At 48.3% G+C, this 17,300-nt stretch carries 10 protein-coding genes; 6 read left to right on the top strand and 4 right to left on the bottom strand.

The genetic code is table 11. The features are described from left to right. The 4 genes from FJQ58_RS02830 to FJQ58_RS02815 form a co-directional block, all read right to left on the bottom strand. Positions 1-2,364, bottom strand: a 2,364-nt coding sequence (locus FJQ58_RS02830; RefSeq protein ID WP_139990918.1) for a fibronectin type III domain-containing protein, incomplete at its 3' end; no start/stop codon positions are given. A 40-nt stretch (positions 2,365-2,404) separates the two neighbouring features. Then, positions 2,405-4,816 carry an autotransporter outer membrane beta-barrel domain-containing protein gene (locus FJQ58_RS02825; protein ID WP_139990917.1) on the bottom strand — a complete coding sequence of 804 codons (2,412 nt, stop codon included), beginning with the start codon at positions 4,814-4,816 and terminating at the stop codon, positions 2,405-2,407. Between the two features lie 209 nt (positions 4,817-5,025). Next, the gene (locus FJQ58_RS02820) at positions 5,026-5,919 is read right to left on the bottom strand and encodes a LysR family transcriptional regulator (RefSeq protein WP_139990916.1); all 894 of its coding nucleotides are present in this window, start codon (positions 5,917-5,919) and stop codon (positions 5,026-5,028) included. Positions 5,920-6,224: 305 nt separating this feature from the next. Beyond that, positions 6,225-6,971, bottom strand: a complete 747-nt coding sequence (locus FJQ58_RS02815; RefSeq protein ID WP_139990915.1) for a glycoside hydrolase family 16 protein — start codon at positions 6,969-6,971, stop codon at positions 6,225-6,227. A gap of 147 nt (positions 6,972-7,118) precedes the next feature. On the opposite strand from FJQ58_RS02815, the gene FJQ58_RS02810 reads away from it, so the two are divergent. The 6 genes from FJQ58_RS02810 (at position 7,119) to FJQ58_RS02785 (ending at position 17,160) form a co-directional block, all read left to right on the top strand. Next, on the top strand, positions 7,119-8,039 hold the full coding sequence (locus FJQ58_RS02810) for an ABC transporter permease (protein WP_139990914.1): 921 nt from the start codon (positions 7,119-7,121) through the stop codon (positions 8,037-8,039). Positions 8,040-8,057: 18 nt separating this feature from the next. Continuing rightward, positions 8,058-8,942: a carbohydrate ABC transporter permease gene (locus FJQ58_RS02805; protein ID WP_139990913.1), complete on the top strand. Its 885-nt coding sequence runs from the start codon at positions 8,058-8,060 to the stop codon at positions 8,940-8,942. A gap of 81 nt (positions 8,943-9,023) precedes the next feature. Continuing rightward, the gene (locus FJQ58_RS02800; protein ID WP_139990912.1) at positions 9,024-10,688 is read left to right on the top strand and encodes an extracellular solute-binding protein; all 1,665 of its coding nucleotides are present in this window, start codon (positions 9,024-9,026) and stop codon (positions 10,686-10,688) included. 144 nt (positions 10,689-10,832) lie between these two features. Then, positions 10,833-12,671, top strand: a complete 1,839-nt coding sequence (locus FJQ58_RS02795) for a sensor histidine kinase (protein ID WP_162341267.1) — start codon at positions 10,833-10,835, stop codon at positions 12,669-12,671. Positions 12,672-12,674: 3 nt separating this feature from the next. Next, positions 12,675-14,246 carry a response regulator transcription factor gene (locus FJQ58_RS02790; RefSeq protein WP_139990910.1) on the top strand — a complete coding sequence of 524 codons (1,572 nt, stop codon included), beginning with the start codon at positions 12,675-12,677 and terminating at the stop codon, positions 14,244-14,246. A 286-nt stretch (positions 14,247-14,532) separates the two neighbouring features. Then, on the top strand, positions 14,533-17,160 hold the full coding sequence (locus FJQ58_RS02785; protein ID WP_139990909.1) for a family 16 glycosylhydrolase: 2,628 nt from the start codon (positions 14,533-14,535) through the stop codon (positions 17,158-17,160). The last annotated feature ends 140 nt before the right edge of the window (positions 17,161-17,300 follow it).

The following is a 17,300-nucleotide window of genomic DNA, read 5'->3' as shown; positions in this document are numbered from 1 at the left end:
AGTGGCAGGTGTTACCCCATCCGTCGGATCAGATGCCAACGAATCTCCAATTGCATTAGTCGCAACTACCGTAAAGGTGTAGGATGTTCCATTTGCAATTCCCGTTACCGTGATTGGGCTGGACGTTCCTACCGTCGTCTTAACCGCTACGCCGCCATTCCACGCCGTAACTGTATAGCCGCTAATGGTTCTTCCATTGGCAGATGGCTCTGTAAAACGAATCTCTGCTTGACCGTCTCCAATCGTCGCAATTGCACTTGTTGGCTTGTTTGGCACACTGGCCGGCGTTGCCTCTTCAGACGGACTGGATGACGGTGAGTTACCAGTCGCGTTGGTTGCAACTACCGTAAAGGTATAAGCCGTACCATTTTCCAATCCCGCTACCATGATTGGACTGGACGATCCTGTCGCGGTCTTGACCGCTTCGCCGCCATTCCACGCCGTGACGGTATAGGCTGTATTTATACTGCCGTCTCGAGCATCTGGTTTCTCAAAGCTGATTTCTGCCTCTCCGTCACCCGGCAATGCACTAACATGAATAGGGGCAAGCGGATGAAGAGGAACAACCTCTACGAGATGGCTCGCAATGGCTGATGATTGCTTGGCTGTCGCATTTTGCACTACAGCAGCAGTCAATGTTGCTGTGCCCAGCTTATGCGCCTTCAATGCTCCAGTCACTGGATCAATAGAAATAATGCTCTCGTCTGAGCTGCTGAATACAACATTGTCGTTGCCTGCGCTTAATTCTACAGCTAACGTCGCTTCCTCCCCAAAGCTATACGTCTCCTTTACATTTGTGAAGTTTACGGTCCTCTTCAGCCATTCTGCGGTCAGCGAAGCGGATAAACTGCCCGCATTACCTGCTTCGAGTTTCGAAGCCTCGGAGGTAAGAGCAATGAACTTGGCTCTGTATAGCTCACCAGACGCTGCCGTAATTGTGAGCTGGGACGGATTTTCGGAATTGTTCGTAATAGCCGTCGGATTGGAGCCCGCTCCCTTAAACCATTCAACCGTATAATCCGTACCGTACACTAGCGGATATCCGCCTTTGTTCACTACCGAACCCAAATTGTTAACTGAAAGGGTAACCGGCGTGCCATAATAAAAGTGAGCGTCTCCTTGCACATCTGCCTGAACCGAAATCGTCGGGGCAGTGTTCAATTCACGGGATACCGTTGCAGTACTGTTCGGATAAGTTCCCGTAGAGGTTGTTGTTGTTACATTTCCATAGTACGTTTTTCCTGTCGTTTTCAACGTAATATCGACTGGCAACGTACCGGCAGGCAGAAACAGGTGTATCGTTCCGCTGCTCAATATGGACGTATTCAATGTTTGGTCTCCGTAATGGACAGCTACAGCGGTACCATTGGCAGGAGGGGTGGAGGTGTCGACCTTGATCGCCGTTGCATACACCGTTTGACCGTCCTTGTTCAACGCCTGCCGGCCATTAAGAAGAGAAATGTTGTTCGTAAACAGGTTTCCGCCGTTGACTATTACGGTCGTCTTCTGCACATTATCAGCCCTGTTGGCGGTAGAAGCATAACCTGTTCCTATAACATCATAGGCATAGCTTGACGTATTAGAAGGCACCTTTGCCGTTATCGTACCGCCATTAATCGTGACGCGTGTCGTCTTGCCGGGGTAGGAAGAGGATACATCGCCTCCACCTATAGCTGCCGCTGTACCGTTGTAAGACTCCGCCGTTATAACGCCGCCATTAATGACAATATTACCGCCTGCACCTCCTTTTCCTCCACCGATTGCAGCGGCTGCGCTGATTGCTCTAAAGTTTGCTGTTACCGTACCGCTATTAATTGTAATGCTGCCTGCAGTCTCCGAAATGTTGCCGCCTATCGCAGCCGCGCCGCTATAGCTGCTGGCTGTCAACGAATGGCTGTCCTTGCCGTCAATTGAATCAATAATGAGCTCGGTTCCCTCTGGCACGCTGATAGGCGCCTTTTGGGTAGCGCCGTTATAAGACGAAATGACATTCGTACCACTTAGCGTCAAATAGACCTTTGTACCGCTCCCTTCAATCGAAATCGTCGGAATAGACACATAAGCAGAAGTTGTTTTAGTAATGGAGGCATTCTCCAGCGTCACATGCTGCTCTACACCGCCTCTAATTGCCACTACGTTGGCAGTTGAGGAACCCGTAATAATATAGCCGTTTGCATTGTAAACAGCATTTGCACCGCTTGGCGTTTTCCCCGTAACGGTACCATCGCCGATTGTAATACCGCCCTTGGAAATATCAAGCGTCGTCTTCAACTCATCTGCGGATGCAGTCGGGATCACCGCTGTGAACAAATTAGTAACAATGGCAGCCACAAGCCCCAACCGCAACCAATTTCCCTTTCTCATTGCGCAAGCTCCTCTCTGGTTTGTTGAATTGTGTCCCGCTTTATTCGATCGGGCTAGCGTTAATGGCAATACGGATATTGCTCGTAATCGTATCAAGGCTCAATAGTCCCGTTTCGCTGTCATAGGTATAATTAGCGTATTTCACTTGAATATCGCCATCTTGAATTTTATAGCCTTCTTTTGCATGCACATAAAATTGCGCACTGCCTCCGGCCACGACATCTACCGCGCCTGTCTCCCACACGATGGAGTCGGAATTGACTGGCGTTACTGTCCACTGAGCCGTTTGAACCCACACAAGATAACGATAGTCTGACGCCAATGTATACACGTCGCCATTGTAGGACGCTTTATAGCGAATGCTGTATAGGCTTGGCTCTAAATTCTCAATCACATTTCCCGTTACCGAATAAATTTGCTGATCGTTCCCGATTGTCGGAATCCATTTAATATATTCTTGTGATTCATTCACGCCAAAAATTTTCCCGTTATTCGTTCCCGTCTTTGCTGCGATCGTCGTAAAGCCAGACGGCTTTACCGGCTTCACAACGGTAAAGTTCTTGTAGTAGCTCGCGCCCTGATAAGAAACGCCGTTTGCCTTTCCGCCGTCGTAAGCAATGCGAATTGAATGCTCGCCAGGCAAGAGGGCACTAAAGGTGAAGCTGATAACGCCTGCTTTTTCTCCTGTACCCGTTACTCTCGTATAAAAGTTTTTTGAGCCGTCCTGATAGAACCGCACTGTAGCACCCTCAATCGGCGTGCTCTGTCCGTCATCGGAGATTAGTTTCAACGTATACGTAATTGCACCCGCTGTTGGGTCAGGCTGATTCGTGAACTCCGCCTCGGAAGTAACGCTTAGCTTGGCAGGCACGCTCGGAACCGCTATCCCGCCTTCCTTAGGACCAAGAGATGTCTTACCCGCAGAGAATGACGAGGAACCGGTTACCTTACCCCCGGAAACCGCTACGAATTTAGCTTTGTATGAATCACCCTGTAGAGGAGTAACGGTCAATTTGGCTTCGTCATCTGAATCTCCAGAGATTGGTGTTGAGCCCTTATACCACTGGACAACAAAATCAGTGCCCGCTTGCAATGCATATCCGCCGGAATTGATAACCTCATTGTAGTTGGAAATGGAAAGCACGCTCGTTTTGCCTTCGTTTAATTCCTTATCCTCAAGGTCACCGTTTTCAACGGAGAGAACAGGCACATTCTTAATCGTGCGTGAAGCAATGCTAGCAATAAATGGACTGCTGACAATACCTTCTCCAGCATTTACGGTCCCGTAGTAAGTCTCCCCAGTATCCCCGCGCGTAATGGCTACATCATGGGAGCCTGATGGCAAGAACAAGTAGACATACCCACCGTTTACTGTATTCGTTTTAACGCTGCTGCCTTCGTACTGTAAATCGACCGCTGTTCCGTTTGCCGGCGCGTCCTCTAGCTTAACACCCGCTGCATACAACTGCTGACCCGCGTCATTGACCGGCTGCCGTTTGTACAGAAGGGCAGTAATATTGCTGCTATCATTACGACTAACAATACTGCCTCCATCAATGACAACTGATGTTGATGCCTGCACCGCCGATGTATAGCCGGAGCCTACTTTTCCATAGCCAATGGAGTCGTACACCGCAGCATTTGGAATTTTTGTCGAGACAGTACCGCCATTAATCGTTACTTCAGTTGTTTTGCCGTTATAGCCAGTTGTGGAATAACCGCCCCCTATAGCAGCGGCATAACCGCCGTACGATTCGGCAGTAACAGCGCCGCCATTGATGACGATTGTTCCTCCCGCTCCACCCTGGCCGCCTCCAATTGCTGCACCGTAGTTGCCGCTGCGGACAAATTTTGCAATAATCGTACCTTCATCAATAGAAATCGCGCCGGATGCAGCAGCTTCATTGCCTCCGATCGCCGCCGCATAGCCTCCATACCCGTTAGCCGTTAAGGAATGGCTGTTGCTTCCGTCTACCGTACCAATTGTTAAATTTGTCCCTTCAGCTACGCCAAGTGCAGCCTTTTTTGGATTGCCAGACGTGAGCACGCTTGTTCCGCTGAGCGTCAAACTCACCGTTGTCCCTGCATTTTCAATCGATATCGGGGACACGCCATTATAGCCAGTGCTGACTTTAATGTTTTTAAGCTCAATCTCATTTGTACCACCGCTGATTGTAACCGTATTAGCTGTTTCAGAGCTGGAGCTGCTTGTAATGATATAACCGCTCTCGTTGTATCCTGCCGCCACTCCCCCAGCCGTTTTGCCTGTGACGGTTCCATTGCCAATCTTGATGCTTCCCTTGGAAAGATCGAGCGTTGTCTTTGATGCTTGTGCTGACGTGTAGGGCGCTGGAGCAGTTAGGGAAAGAAGCAGCGCGATGATACCGGCGAGCACCGCCAGCTTAAAGCTTCCGATCTTGAAAGCTGGTCGCAATTTTGTTTGTTGATACATAATCATCCTCCTATTAAATATCCATATATCCCTATGCATATAGTCGGATTTATAAAAAAACAATTTGTTACCCGACGCCACTCCATGCTTATTCGCTTATCCCCGCAGCCCATTGATCGATACGGCAGCGACTTCCATGGAAAAGGATACAATATGCTCCTAACATTATCAGCCTTAATAGAGTACGTCCAATAAGCATTTAAAGCCGATCAATAGAAGCGTTCTATCAACTTTAACTCTTTATTAATCTCTAGAACTGCCTCAAAAATGGAAGGATCCCCGCCCTTTACCATAATAAGATTGGTTACTAGCGATAACTCGGATAATGAAGGAATCGTGACCGGTATGAGCAGGCCGTCCTTTATCTCCCGTCTAATGCACAGCATTGGCAAAAAACTAACGCCCTGACGCTCCAGTACAAGCTTTTTTGCTGTTTCCATATTATCAATATGATAATCAATTTTTGGCGGCTCGGTTAACGTTTCGAATAAACGATGGATTTTGGTCCAATTGAGTGAACCGCATTCATAAAAGACGAGTGGCTCCGATTCCAGCGCTTTAATAGATAAAGGTGGCTCATTCAAAAAAGAGTGCCCCTGATAAACACATAATTTAATAGGATCCTCAATAAACCTTACCGACTCCAAAGCGGGATGGGATACGCTCCGCACAAAGCCAAGATCAATCTCCTTGTTCAATACCCTCTCTATAATAGAATCACTGTTGTCCGTAATAATGCGAATTTGAAAATTTGGAAAGCGTTCCTTAAGCTTTGGCATGACAAGCGGTACTACATAATGGGAAATGGTCTCGGTGCAGCCAAGCCGCAGCGTCTTCACCTCCGCTGCCTTGCCAGACATTAGCTGCTCCGCTTTTTTGAAGGACTTGAGCGTCTGCTGGGCATGGGGCAGAAATATTTCCCCTTTCTGAGTCAATGAGAAACGTTTCCCTTCCCTAACAAGCAGCTCGACGCCAAGCTCCTTCTCCAGCGTCCGAATTCTTGATGATATAGACGGTTGCGTCAAAAACAGCGCATCCGCTGCCTTGCGAAAGCTATTGAAATGCACCACATATACAAAGGCTTCAATGTTTTCAAGGTTCATCTATCCCGTCACCTCCTCAAATGGTATGGTCAAGTCTACCAACAAAAATTGAATGAGACTTAATACCTGCCTTCCGTTAGCTTATCTGAATATATCATACTATTATACTATGTTTTGTCAGAATTAATACTAGAAAATTCCTATTCCAATGTTGTCTCAATATCCTTCAATTGTCATATTTAAAAACTAAAAAAAAAGCGGAAATAGAGCATTCCCAATACGGGTATGCCCTATTTCGCAGATGTATTTCTGCTTATTCTACTTCTTTCTTACTTTCCCCCAGGATGACTCCAAACAGCTACTTTTCAACCTTCGTAGAGCCTTATGCCTGAAACCGTCATAACCGCTGGCAGCGCTGTTTCATCTACTTCCACATTATCATACCAGCCGCCCACGGCGAGGTTAAGCACCAAATAAAAAGGCTCATCAAACGGCATAATGCCCGGCTCCATAGGACGCTCGGCAAAGCAATGCCCGTCTACTAGCCACCTTATAGAGCTAGCATTCCATTCCAGCGAATAATCACGAAACTCGTTAATGGTTCCGTGTTCAAGCTGATAGGAAAACTCATCGATCACCTTATGGTCCCAATCCTTCCCGTAGTGCAGCGTCCCGGATACTTGCCTTGGCAAACGGCCTTTCGCTTCCATAATGTCAATCTCGCCAGAGGCAGGCCAAGGCCCGTAGGCCTGATGCTGCGGGAGCAGCCAAATGGCCGGCCATAGCCCTTGTCCTACCGGCAGCTTAGCGCGAACGACAAGCTTTCCGTAGCAAAAGGAGAGATGATCTTTCGTATCTATACGTGCTGAGGTGTACGCAAACGTCCGACCGTCTTGTTCAATGGATTCACATCGTGCGCATAGGTTTAGCCCAAATTCATTGATATATAGATTGTTAGCATGTCCGGTATAAAACTGCTGTTCTCCGTTGCCCCAGCCCGGGTCTATGGGGTTGCCCTCGTTATCAAGCAAATCATTGCCAAGGCGAATATTCCATGCGCTCAAACCGGTATGGCCATTTAAAAAATCCTGCTCCCATAATAGCTTGCTCATCCCTTGCACACTCCCTTCATCTATTCACAGCATACTTAATTTTGACGGCCAGTCAAACAAATCCAAAAAAATGGGATAGGGTCAAAAATCATGGCCTTTTTTTCCTAGGCCTATTTTCATACGATGAAGAGGAAGGGGGCGCAGAACATGTTTCCATACAGGACAGGACAAATAAAGACGTTTTTTAGACAGTGGCAATTGCAAAGCATGGTAATACCAGGCATTATATGGATGTTCATCTTTTGTTATATTCCGATGTTTTGGCTAATTATTGCATTTATGGACTTCAGTATTGCCAAGCCCGTGCTGCAATCGCCCTTTGTGGGGCTGAAACACTTTCAGGATTTCATTACGGATGACCGTTTTTGGCGCTCGATCCGCAATACTCTAGGGATGAGCAGCATCAAGCTGCTTTTAGGCTTTCCCATTCCCATTTTTTTCGCCCTGATGCTGAATGAAATACGGACGATCCGTTTTAAGCGAACGGTACAGACCATCTCGTACCTGCCGCACTTTATTGCCTGGACCATCTTTGGCGGCATTATGCTCAATTGGCTGGGCGAGGGCGGTGTAATCAACCAGCTGATGATGGCGCTCGGACTGCAGGATCGCGAAATTCTGTTTAATAGTGACGCTAAATATTTTTGGTGGATTACCTATTTCTCCGATACGTTGAAGGAAACCGGCTGGAGTGCCATCATCTACATCGCTGCAATCGCTGGTATTGATCCGGGTCTATACGAGGCAGCCGAGCTCGATGGCGCTAACCGCTGGCAGCGGATGTGGCATATTACCATTCAGAGCATACGTCCCACCATCGCCATTTTGTTCATCCTTGCCGTCAGCGGAATACTTGGCAGCAACTTTGAACAAATCTTTATGCTGAAGAACAACATGAACATGAAGATGGCGGAAAGCCTCGATTTGTATATCTATAACATGGGCTTGGTCTCGGGGCGCCATTCCTTCTCAACGGCCGTTTTGTTCGTTCGCTCCATCGTGGCGCTGGGACTCTTATTTTTGGCCAATTACACATCCAAGAAATTAACTGGCGACAGCATCTTTTAAGAAAGGGAGGACCGATCTATGGAAAGACGCAGAAAATTTCGGCGAATTGGCGTATTTGAGGTATTCAATGCGCTGCTTATGCTGGCGGTTTGCTTTCTGACGCTATACCCCATGTGGTTTGTATTTATAAATTCGCTTAATGCGCCGCAGCAGGCCATGCTGGGCACGGTAAATTGGTTTCCAAAGGAATTTTCACTAGCCAGCTACAGTGTGGTATTCAATGATAAAAGCCTGATGCACGGCTTCTACATTACTACGCTGCGCACGGTGATCGGAACGGTGGCACATGTGTTATTTACCGCCATTGTAGCTTACGGGATGAGCAAATCCAATTTAATCGGCCGCAAGATTTATCTCAAAATCGCCTTGATTACGATGCTGTTCTCAGGCGGCTTGATCCCTTCCTTTATCCTGATGACAAAGCTTGGCCTTTACGATAACTTTTGGGTATTCATCATTCCGGCCATGTACACTTTTTTCAATATGGTCATTTTCATGAGCTTCTTCCGCACCATTCCCGACAGCTTAGAGGAATCCGCGAAAGTGGACGGAGCCTCGGATTATGGCGTTCTATTTAGAATCGTATTGCCCAACAGCATGGCCGTACTGGCTACTATATCGCTTTTTTCCGCGGTCTATCACTGGAATGATTATTACCAGGGCGTGATCTATATTCGCTCACAGGACCAGCTGCCCATGCAAACCATGCTGTACAAGATCATTGCGGAAAACTCGATGTCCTTCATGCAGCAGCAAGCCATGGCCCAATTTGGTGCAAGACTGCCCGGCAATTCCATTAAATTTGCATCAATGATGGTAGCCACGCTGCCTATTCTCGTGTTCTATCCCTTTATTCAGCGCTATCTGGTCAAAGGAGTAATGATTGGCGCGATTAAAGGGTAAGTGCTGTGCGTTTCTCTAAGCCAACGCTTAGCGAGGCGCATGGGACCTATAAAAAAACAGTAAAGAAAGGGTGTTCATGTTATGAAGCACAACCTCATTAAGCTAAGCATGGTAATCGTTCTAGCCGTGATCCTGACGCTAGGCCTAGCCGCGTGTACCAAAACGGAGAATAACGAAAATAAGCCGTCCTCGCCGCCTGCGGAAAGTACGCAGCAGCCGCAAACCGAAACAACGCCGAATTCCGAACAGCCTGCTTGGCAGCTGGATACTAGCCCGGTCGAGCTATCTTGGTTCGTAGGCGCATCCTGGTATGGCCACAGCTGGGGAGAAAGCCTGACTTCCAAATATGTAACTGAAAAAACTGGCGTCAACGTCAAACTGGAAGTGCCTTCCGGCGAAGCCAACGAGCATATTACTCTAATGATGACCTCCGGTAAACTGCCCGACTTAATTTCTATGGGGTCTTGGGAAAACGCTGTCAAAAAACTATGGGAAGGCGACCATGTGTATGCCTTAAACGAATTGGCAGAGCAGTATGATCCCTACTTCTTCAAGGTGGCGGGCGACGGCACATTGAAGTGGTATCGTCAAGAAAATGGCAATACGTATGGCGTTCCGAATGATTCCTACAGCCCTAATCTGATGCATGAAACCGGCATGACAGCCGCCAACCAAACCTTTTTGGTAAGAAAAGATCTGTACGAGGAGATGGGCAAGCCAGATTTAAGCACGCCGGAGGGTTTTCTGAGTGCCCTGCAGCTGCTGAAGGATAAGTATCCCGAGTATAAAGGCCAACCGATTAGCCCCTTCTTTGCACAGGGGAATGTTCCTTATGGGATGAGTGAATACCTGCAAAATCTGCTCGCCGTTCCTCATGAAAAGGATGGCAAAGTGTACGACAGAATTACCGATCCGGATTACCTCGCTTGGCTGAAAACCTTCCGCACGGCTTACGAGCGCGGGCTGATTAATGTAGATTTCCTGGTGGACTCCGATACGCAAGTAGAGGAAAAAACGAACAATGCCCGCTATTTCATGATGATTCGCGAGTGGACGGGAATGACGGCTGTCAATCCAATGCTGGCCGCGAGCGGGAACCCGGATTCATACTATATTGCAGTTGATGGGCCACAGAACAGCAAAGGTGATTCCGCTAAGCTGTTCCCTGGCAACATGGATGGCTGGATGGTCACGATGATCAGCAAATCGACGAAAAACCCTGAACGAGCGATCCGCTTTCTGACCTATCTGGCCAGCGAAGAAGGGCAAAGGGATTTATTCCTTGGCAAGGAAGGCGAGACGTGGGAAACGGTGAGCGGCAAGCCTCAGCTGAAGGCTGATATGGCAAAATTGCTTGAAACCGATATCGAAAAGCTGGAAAAAGAATATGGCATTATGGATACCTACTGGATGATGCGAAACCCTGTTATTATCAACCAGTGGAGACCAGAGAAAGCTCCTGTCATTAAGCAAATGGAGGATTTCGCCAATGGCCAGGCCGATATTGATAGCGGCATTTACAAAGGCCTAGATCCACTTGGCGACTCAGAAGTAGCGGTATCCTGGGCACGAATTTCCCAAAACTGGGAGGAAGTGCTGCCTGAGCTAATTACCGCTAAGGATGAGTCCGCCTTCGATAAAATCTTCGATAATTTTCTTGCCCGCCGCGTAAATTACGGTTTTGACAAGGTAATGGAATATCGCCAAGCCGAATTGGATGTACGAAAAGCTAAAATGGCGGAGTAATTATACCTATACTGTATTTGCTGCCGGCTGCCGTAATGGTGGCCGGTATTTCCGGCTTTGCATGCAACTTTGCCATTCACGCCTAGTTACCTACCAGCCGGTTTGTAATATATGGTATATTACGGAGGTAGGGAGGGCATTGATTTGAAGTATTTGCTGACGAAAATGAGAAAGCTTTACCGTAATGCCCGCATATCCCAAAAGCTGTTTCTGGCCTTTAGCCTAGTCATTGCGATCCCAGCCATTTTGGTATCCTTTCTATTTATCCGTACGCAGGAGACCCAGCTATACAAGGATGCTATGGCTACCGGCAGCAGCCATGTCGCACGGCTGAACGAACAGCTGCGCAGCAGAATGGAGATGTTTGAAAACGCTTCCTCCACTGCACTTACCCAAAAAGCATTTGTCGATTTTATCCACTCCAATATGCGCGGGGATGGCCTCCGTCTCGTGAAATTTAAACAAAATCAATTTGAGCAGATGCATAATATCATTGAAAGCCATGAGATAATCAGTGAGCTCAGCTTTTATGTCGATAACCCGAACCTGTTTGAAATTTGGCCCGAGATTTACCATTACGACAAGTTTTGGCCGCAGGATTACTGGGAGACTCTTCGGGACGAAGGCGGTGCGGCATACCGCTTGTTTGCTTTTAAGGATGGTGAGCATACGCTCGCCTATTATCGGCTGGTACGCCTGCAAGGCCAGCAGAACAAGTTTCCTACCGTCATGGAAATTCGCGCCGAGCACAGCGTGTTTTTCAGCGACCTGCTGGAGGAGAGCGGAGGGGATTTCTTTTCGGTTATTATGGACGGAACGAACCCTGCAAAGCATGTATACAATCCGCAGCATGTCTTTTCTCAGAACGCGGGGGAGGGACTGAACGATATTCTGGGCAGCATTCACCAGCAGCTGGATAAGCTGCAGCAGAATAGCCCTATTAAGGTCCATGTTGGCGATCAAACTTACTACGCGCTATACCGTTACATCGCCCCGCTTAACGCTTATGTGGTGGATATTGCCTCCCATCAGGCGCTGATGAAGGGCCCGCGCAGCTGGTATGCGTCTGTAGTCGTCATTGCTTTTTGTGTGCTGCTGCTAATTATGCTGCTCGTATCGCATACGACCCGGCGTATTTTTCGCCGATTGGATAGCGTGCTATCTTCCATGCGTCAGGTGCGGAAAGGCCAATTGGATGCAAAGATTGACATTGGCCTTGATGAACACGACGCTGGCGACGAAATAGATGAGGTAGCCGTGAGCTACAACAAAATGCTGGATGAAATCAAACGTCTAATGACGCAGGTGGTGGATAAGCAGCTCATTGCCAAAAACGCCCAGCTGCATTCGCTCCATTCGCAGATTAATTCTCACTTCTTGTATAACGCGCTGGAATCCATCCGCATGCTGGCAGAGGTTCAGCGCCAGCCCGCAATCGCCGATGCGCTCGTATCGTTAGGCTCGCAGCTGCGCTACAGCATGCAATGGCGCAGCGATACCGTTGCCCTCAGCGAGGAACTTGCCAATATCGAAAGCTATATTAAATTCATCAACTTCATGGAAGGCGGCAGCATTGTATTGACGGCGGATCTCCCGCAGGAGGTCCTTCGCTATGCCATTCCCAAAATGTGCATGCAGCCCATCGTTGAAAACGCGGTTCATCATGCTGCGCCTTTGGGCGGCAGCGTACACATTCAAATGACCGTACGAGTGGAAAATGACAGCCTGCTGCTCATTGAAATACGAGATGACGGTGCAGGCGTTGACCCGGAAATGCTGGCTAGCTTGCAGTCTGTGCTGAGCGGCGATTCAGATACGCCAATCGTGACCAGCAAAAACGGGCTGGGCCTCGAAAACGTGCACAAGCGCTTACAGCTTCATTATGGCAAAGGCTGCGGTCTTTCGATTGACAGCGTGCAGGGCGCCTATACCTGTGTAACCTTACGCTTGCCTTGGGAAAATGTGAATCTGGGAGGATGGTAGGGCATGATCAATATTTTGATTGTCGATGATCAAAAGCACATACGCGATGGCCTGCAGGCCATGCTGCGCCAATTTCCACTGCAGCTTGATACCATTTACTGTGCGGCGAACGGCATTGAGGCATTGCACCTATTACGTCAGCAAAACATTCAACTGGTCATTACCGATATTATGATGCCGGATATGGACGGGCTGGCGCTTATGGCCCAAACCAAAGAAGAGCAGATTAAAGTGGATTATCTGATAATCAGCGGTTATAGTGACTTTGCCTATGCCCAAAAAGCCATTGGATTGGGTGCAAAAGGCTACCTGCTCAAGCCGGTAAAACGGGAGGACCTGCAAACCGCGGTTGAGCATGTTGGACAGGAGATCAAGGCGCGTCAGGCGCTCTCCCGCAATATGGAGCATATGTCCCGCCGCGCCGAGGAGACCGACCGCAAGGAGCTTTGCATGTTTATGCAAGGCGCGGTAAACGATGAGGCATGGATTCACCAAATTCAGCAGCAAAACCCAAAACTTTGGCACAATTATCGGCTGGTCCTGCTTCGGGAAGAACTATGGATAAACCAGCCTGGGGCAGACAGTGCCCATAGCATCGAATCCATTGCTTACCGTGTATATGGCAGTCAGGGATATCTATGCCTACAGCACCGGCCATACCTAATTCTTGCAGTTGATGCGGCCATAGATACGAATGCGCTGCCTGCTGCACTCAAGGCAAGCCAGATCGATGCCACAGCAGCTATGACCGGTCCACAGTATGGTCTAAAGGGGCTGCCCAGCAGCTACACACAAACATTGGAGCTATATCGCCATAGCTACCTTTTTCCGGATAAGCGCTGTATCCTGCCCATGCAAATTGAGCGTCTGGAACAGCAATGGGAAATTCCTTATGAGGAGCTCTATGCATTATTTCAATTGATCGGCACCAAAAACAGCGGCAAAATCGCCCAAGGCATATCTGCGCTATTCCACAAAAACACATTGCAGCGCTATCACATAAGGTACACGCAGCAGCTATGCGGAGCGACGGTGCAAATGCTGGAGGAATATGAGCGGGTCATCCGCCCTTACATGGGCGAAGAGGCGCTTGATATCGAATGCTTGCGAAATCTATTCGACTATCCGGGCATTCGTGATTATATTCAGGCGCTCCAGCAACAGCTGCTGAGGCTGAACCAGTTTTACTATGACTATAAATGCAGCTACCGCAAAACGCAGGACTTAAACGAAGCCATCCGTTTTATACACGAATGTTACCATAAGCCGCTGGACCTTGCGATGGTATCCAACCATGTATCGCTGAATTATGCCTATTTTTCAAACCTGTTCAAAAAGAATATCGGCAAAGGCTTCGCAGAATATTTACGTGATGTGCGTCTGGATAAAGCTCGCCGGTTGCTGGCCGAAACCGATCATAAAATCGTCGAGGTAGCCACTATGGTGGGGTATGAAAGCTACAAGAGCTTTACACGGGCATTTCGGGATGTCATGGATATGCAGCCCACGGAGTACCGCCAGCTCATGCGGCGAAAGCTTGAAAGGGAAGGGAAATTCCAGAACACCGCGCTGTAAATTCGGAAATTAGTCGGCTTGAACAAGCCATTATATTCAAAAGCCAAAAAATTGGGTCAGAACAAAAACAAATGGACCTTTTCAGCTGTTTATTCTATTCGATAGAATAAAGGTACACTCCAATGTAAGCGGTTTCCTTCAAACTCACACCGAACCAAACACCCACAATTAGAAGGCCCGCTGGTCCGAGCCAACCCGCTTCGGGCTTCACAAGAGACCTATCCGTTTTGGACTACTCTTTGACGTATAGGCTTGGGGGAAACCATTTTATTGAAGGAGGACAATAATGAAAAGTGTTCACAATTCGGAGCAACGGTTTAAGCAAAAGGTCCTGAGCTTGTTCTTGGCGGTAGCGATGATGGCGAGCGTCGGTCTATTGCCATTTTCAAAAACTCAAACCGTCGAGGCAGCAGGCACCACCGTTACCTCTATGGCTTACTTCTCCGCAGCAGACGGACCAGTCATCTCAAAATCAGGGGTCGGGCAAGCGAGTTATGGTTTTGTCATGCCTGTATTCAACGGAGGCGCAGCTACCTGGAACGATGTATCCGATGACGTAGGCGTAAATGTGAAAGTGGGGGGCAACTGGGTCAATATTGACAGTGCCAGCGGCTTTGTCTATAACCAAAACTGGGGGCACTGGAGCGATAGCGGCACTTACGGCTATTGGTTTACTCTCTCCGCAACAACGGAAATTCAACTATTCTCCAAGGCTAATAGCGCTACGCTCAACTACACGCTTGTATTTCAAAACATAAACAAAACAACGATCACTGCTATGGCACCCACGCAAGGGCCGCAGCTTACCGCAGGCTTCACAGGCGGCGTAGGTTTTACCTATCCTACCTTTAACAATAATCCGGCTATTATTTATGAAGCCGTAGCGGATGATTTGAAGGTGTCTGTAAAACCCGTAAACAGCAGCACTTGGATTGATATTAACAATAATGCAGCTAGCGGCTGGATTTATGATAGCAACTTCGGCCAATTCACCGAAGGAGGCGGCGGCTTCTGGTTTACCGTAACGGAGTCGATCAACGTTAAGCTTGAATCGAAGACCTCGTCAGCTAACGTCGTTTATACCATAACCTTTAATCAACCCGTAAGAAACTCATTCGTCCTTACTCCTTATGACGGAACAACCTTTACAGCAGACGCGAAAGGCGTCATTGGCATACCGTTGCCTAAAATTGATGGAGGAGCACCCATAGGCACCGAGCTTGGAAAGTTCGTCTACCAAATTAACATCAACGGGCAATGGGTAGACATGGCGAATTCCAGCCAGAGCGGATTTTCATACTCGGGCAATGGTTACAATACCATGTCCGATGCCAATCAGTGGGGATATTGGGCCGACTATATCTATGGCCTTTGGTTCCAGCCCGTTCAGGTGAATATGCAAATTCGGATCGGCTACCCATTGAATGGGCAGGCAGGCGGAAGTGTGGGCAGCAATTTCGTGAACTATACCTTTATCGGCAACCCGGATGCTCCCCGTCCGGATGTATCCGATCATGACGATGTGGCAATTGGTACGCCAAGCGATCCAGCCATTGCCGGCATGAATCTGATCTGGCAAGATGAATTTAACGGTACAGCGCTCGATACGAACAAATGGAACTATGAAACCGGCTATTATATTGGTAACGATCCCAACAGCTGGGGCTGGGGCAATGCGGAGCTGGAGCACTATACCACTAGTACACAAAATGTATTTGTACAAGACGGAAAGTTGAATATTCGGGCGTTGAACGATCCGAAATCGTTCCCACAGGATCCAAGCCGGTATGCTCAATACTCCTCAGGAAAAATAAATACCAAAGACCATTTGTCCTTCCAGTACGGAAGAGTGGATATTCGCGCCAAGCTGCCAACAGGTAATGGCGTCTGGCCAGCGCTCTGGATGCTTCCAGAAGATTCGGCTTATGGCGCATGGGCAGCATCCGGTGAAATTGATATTATGGAAGCCAAAGGACGCTTGCCAGGCACAACTAGCGGCGCCGTGCACTTTGGCGGACAATGGCCAGTGAATCGATATATTGCCGGAGAATATCATTTCTCGGAAGGGCAAACCTTTGCCAATGATTATCATGTGTATACGATGATTTGGGAAGAGGATAACATCAAATGGTACGTGGATGGCGAGTTCTTCTTTAAAGTTTCCAGAGACCAATGGTATTCCGTAGCCGCACCAAACAATCCGAATGCTCCTTTCGATCAGCCTTTCTACCTCATTATGAATCTGGCGATCGGCGGGCACTTTGATGGAGGCCTAGCTCCGAGTCCTGCTGATATCCCTGCAACCATGCTGGTAGATTATGTACGGGTGTACAAAGAAAACGGCGGCCAGAATCCTACGAACGTTCCTGTTACCGGCGTGACCTTAAATCAAAGCGCTGCACAACTGCAAGTAGGGCAGAATGTGCAGTTAAACGCCAATGTTGCCCCTTCAAATGCTACGAATAAACAAGTCACTTGGAGCGTCTCGAACGCCAGCATCGCTTCCGTGAATCAGAACGGTGTCGTGACAGGGCTTGCTCCCGGCACGGCAACGGTTACGGCAACAACGGCTGACGGCAACAAAACAGCCAGTTCTACCGTCACGGTTGTACCCGCGCCATCAACGGTTATCGTCATTGGCGATGCCGTGCGGGGCCTGAAAAAAGCGGGCAATAACTTGACATTTTACGTAAATGGCGCAACCTTTGCCGATTTACACTACAAAATAAATAACGGCGCACAGCAAAACGTAGCGATGACTTCGGCAGGGAACGGTAACTATACCTACGCTGTAAACAACCTGCAATCTGGGGATACCGTAGAATACTTCTTCACCTACAATCCGGGACAAGGAGCGCTCGATACCCCTTGGCTCACTTATATTCACGGGGTTACGCAAGGGACACCAGAGTAAATCAGGTAGCGCTAGACCTGCAATGTAGGAACACACGATACTTGAGCATAGAATCTAACAGGCGAGGGGAATATTCCCTCGCCTTTCCTATTGTTGTTCCTTCGATTACTTTTTTGTCCATTAATATTAAAAATATGGGA

Source organism: Paenibacillus paridis, assembly GCF_006345825.1.
GTDB classification, from domain to species: domain Bacteria; phylum Bacillota; class Bacilli; order Paenibacillales; family Paenibacillaceae; genus Pristimantibacillus; species Pristimantibacillus paridis.
Note: the sequence above shows the minus strand (reverse complement) of the source record. Positions and strands in the feature narration are given on the sequence as shown.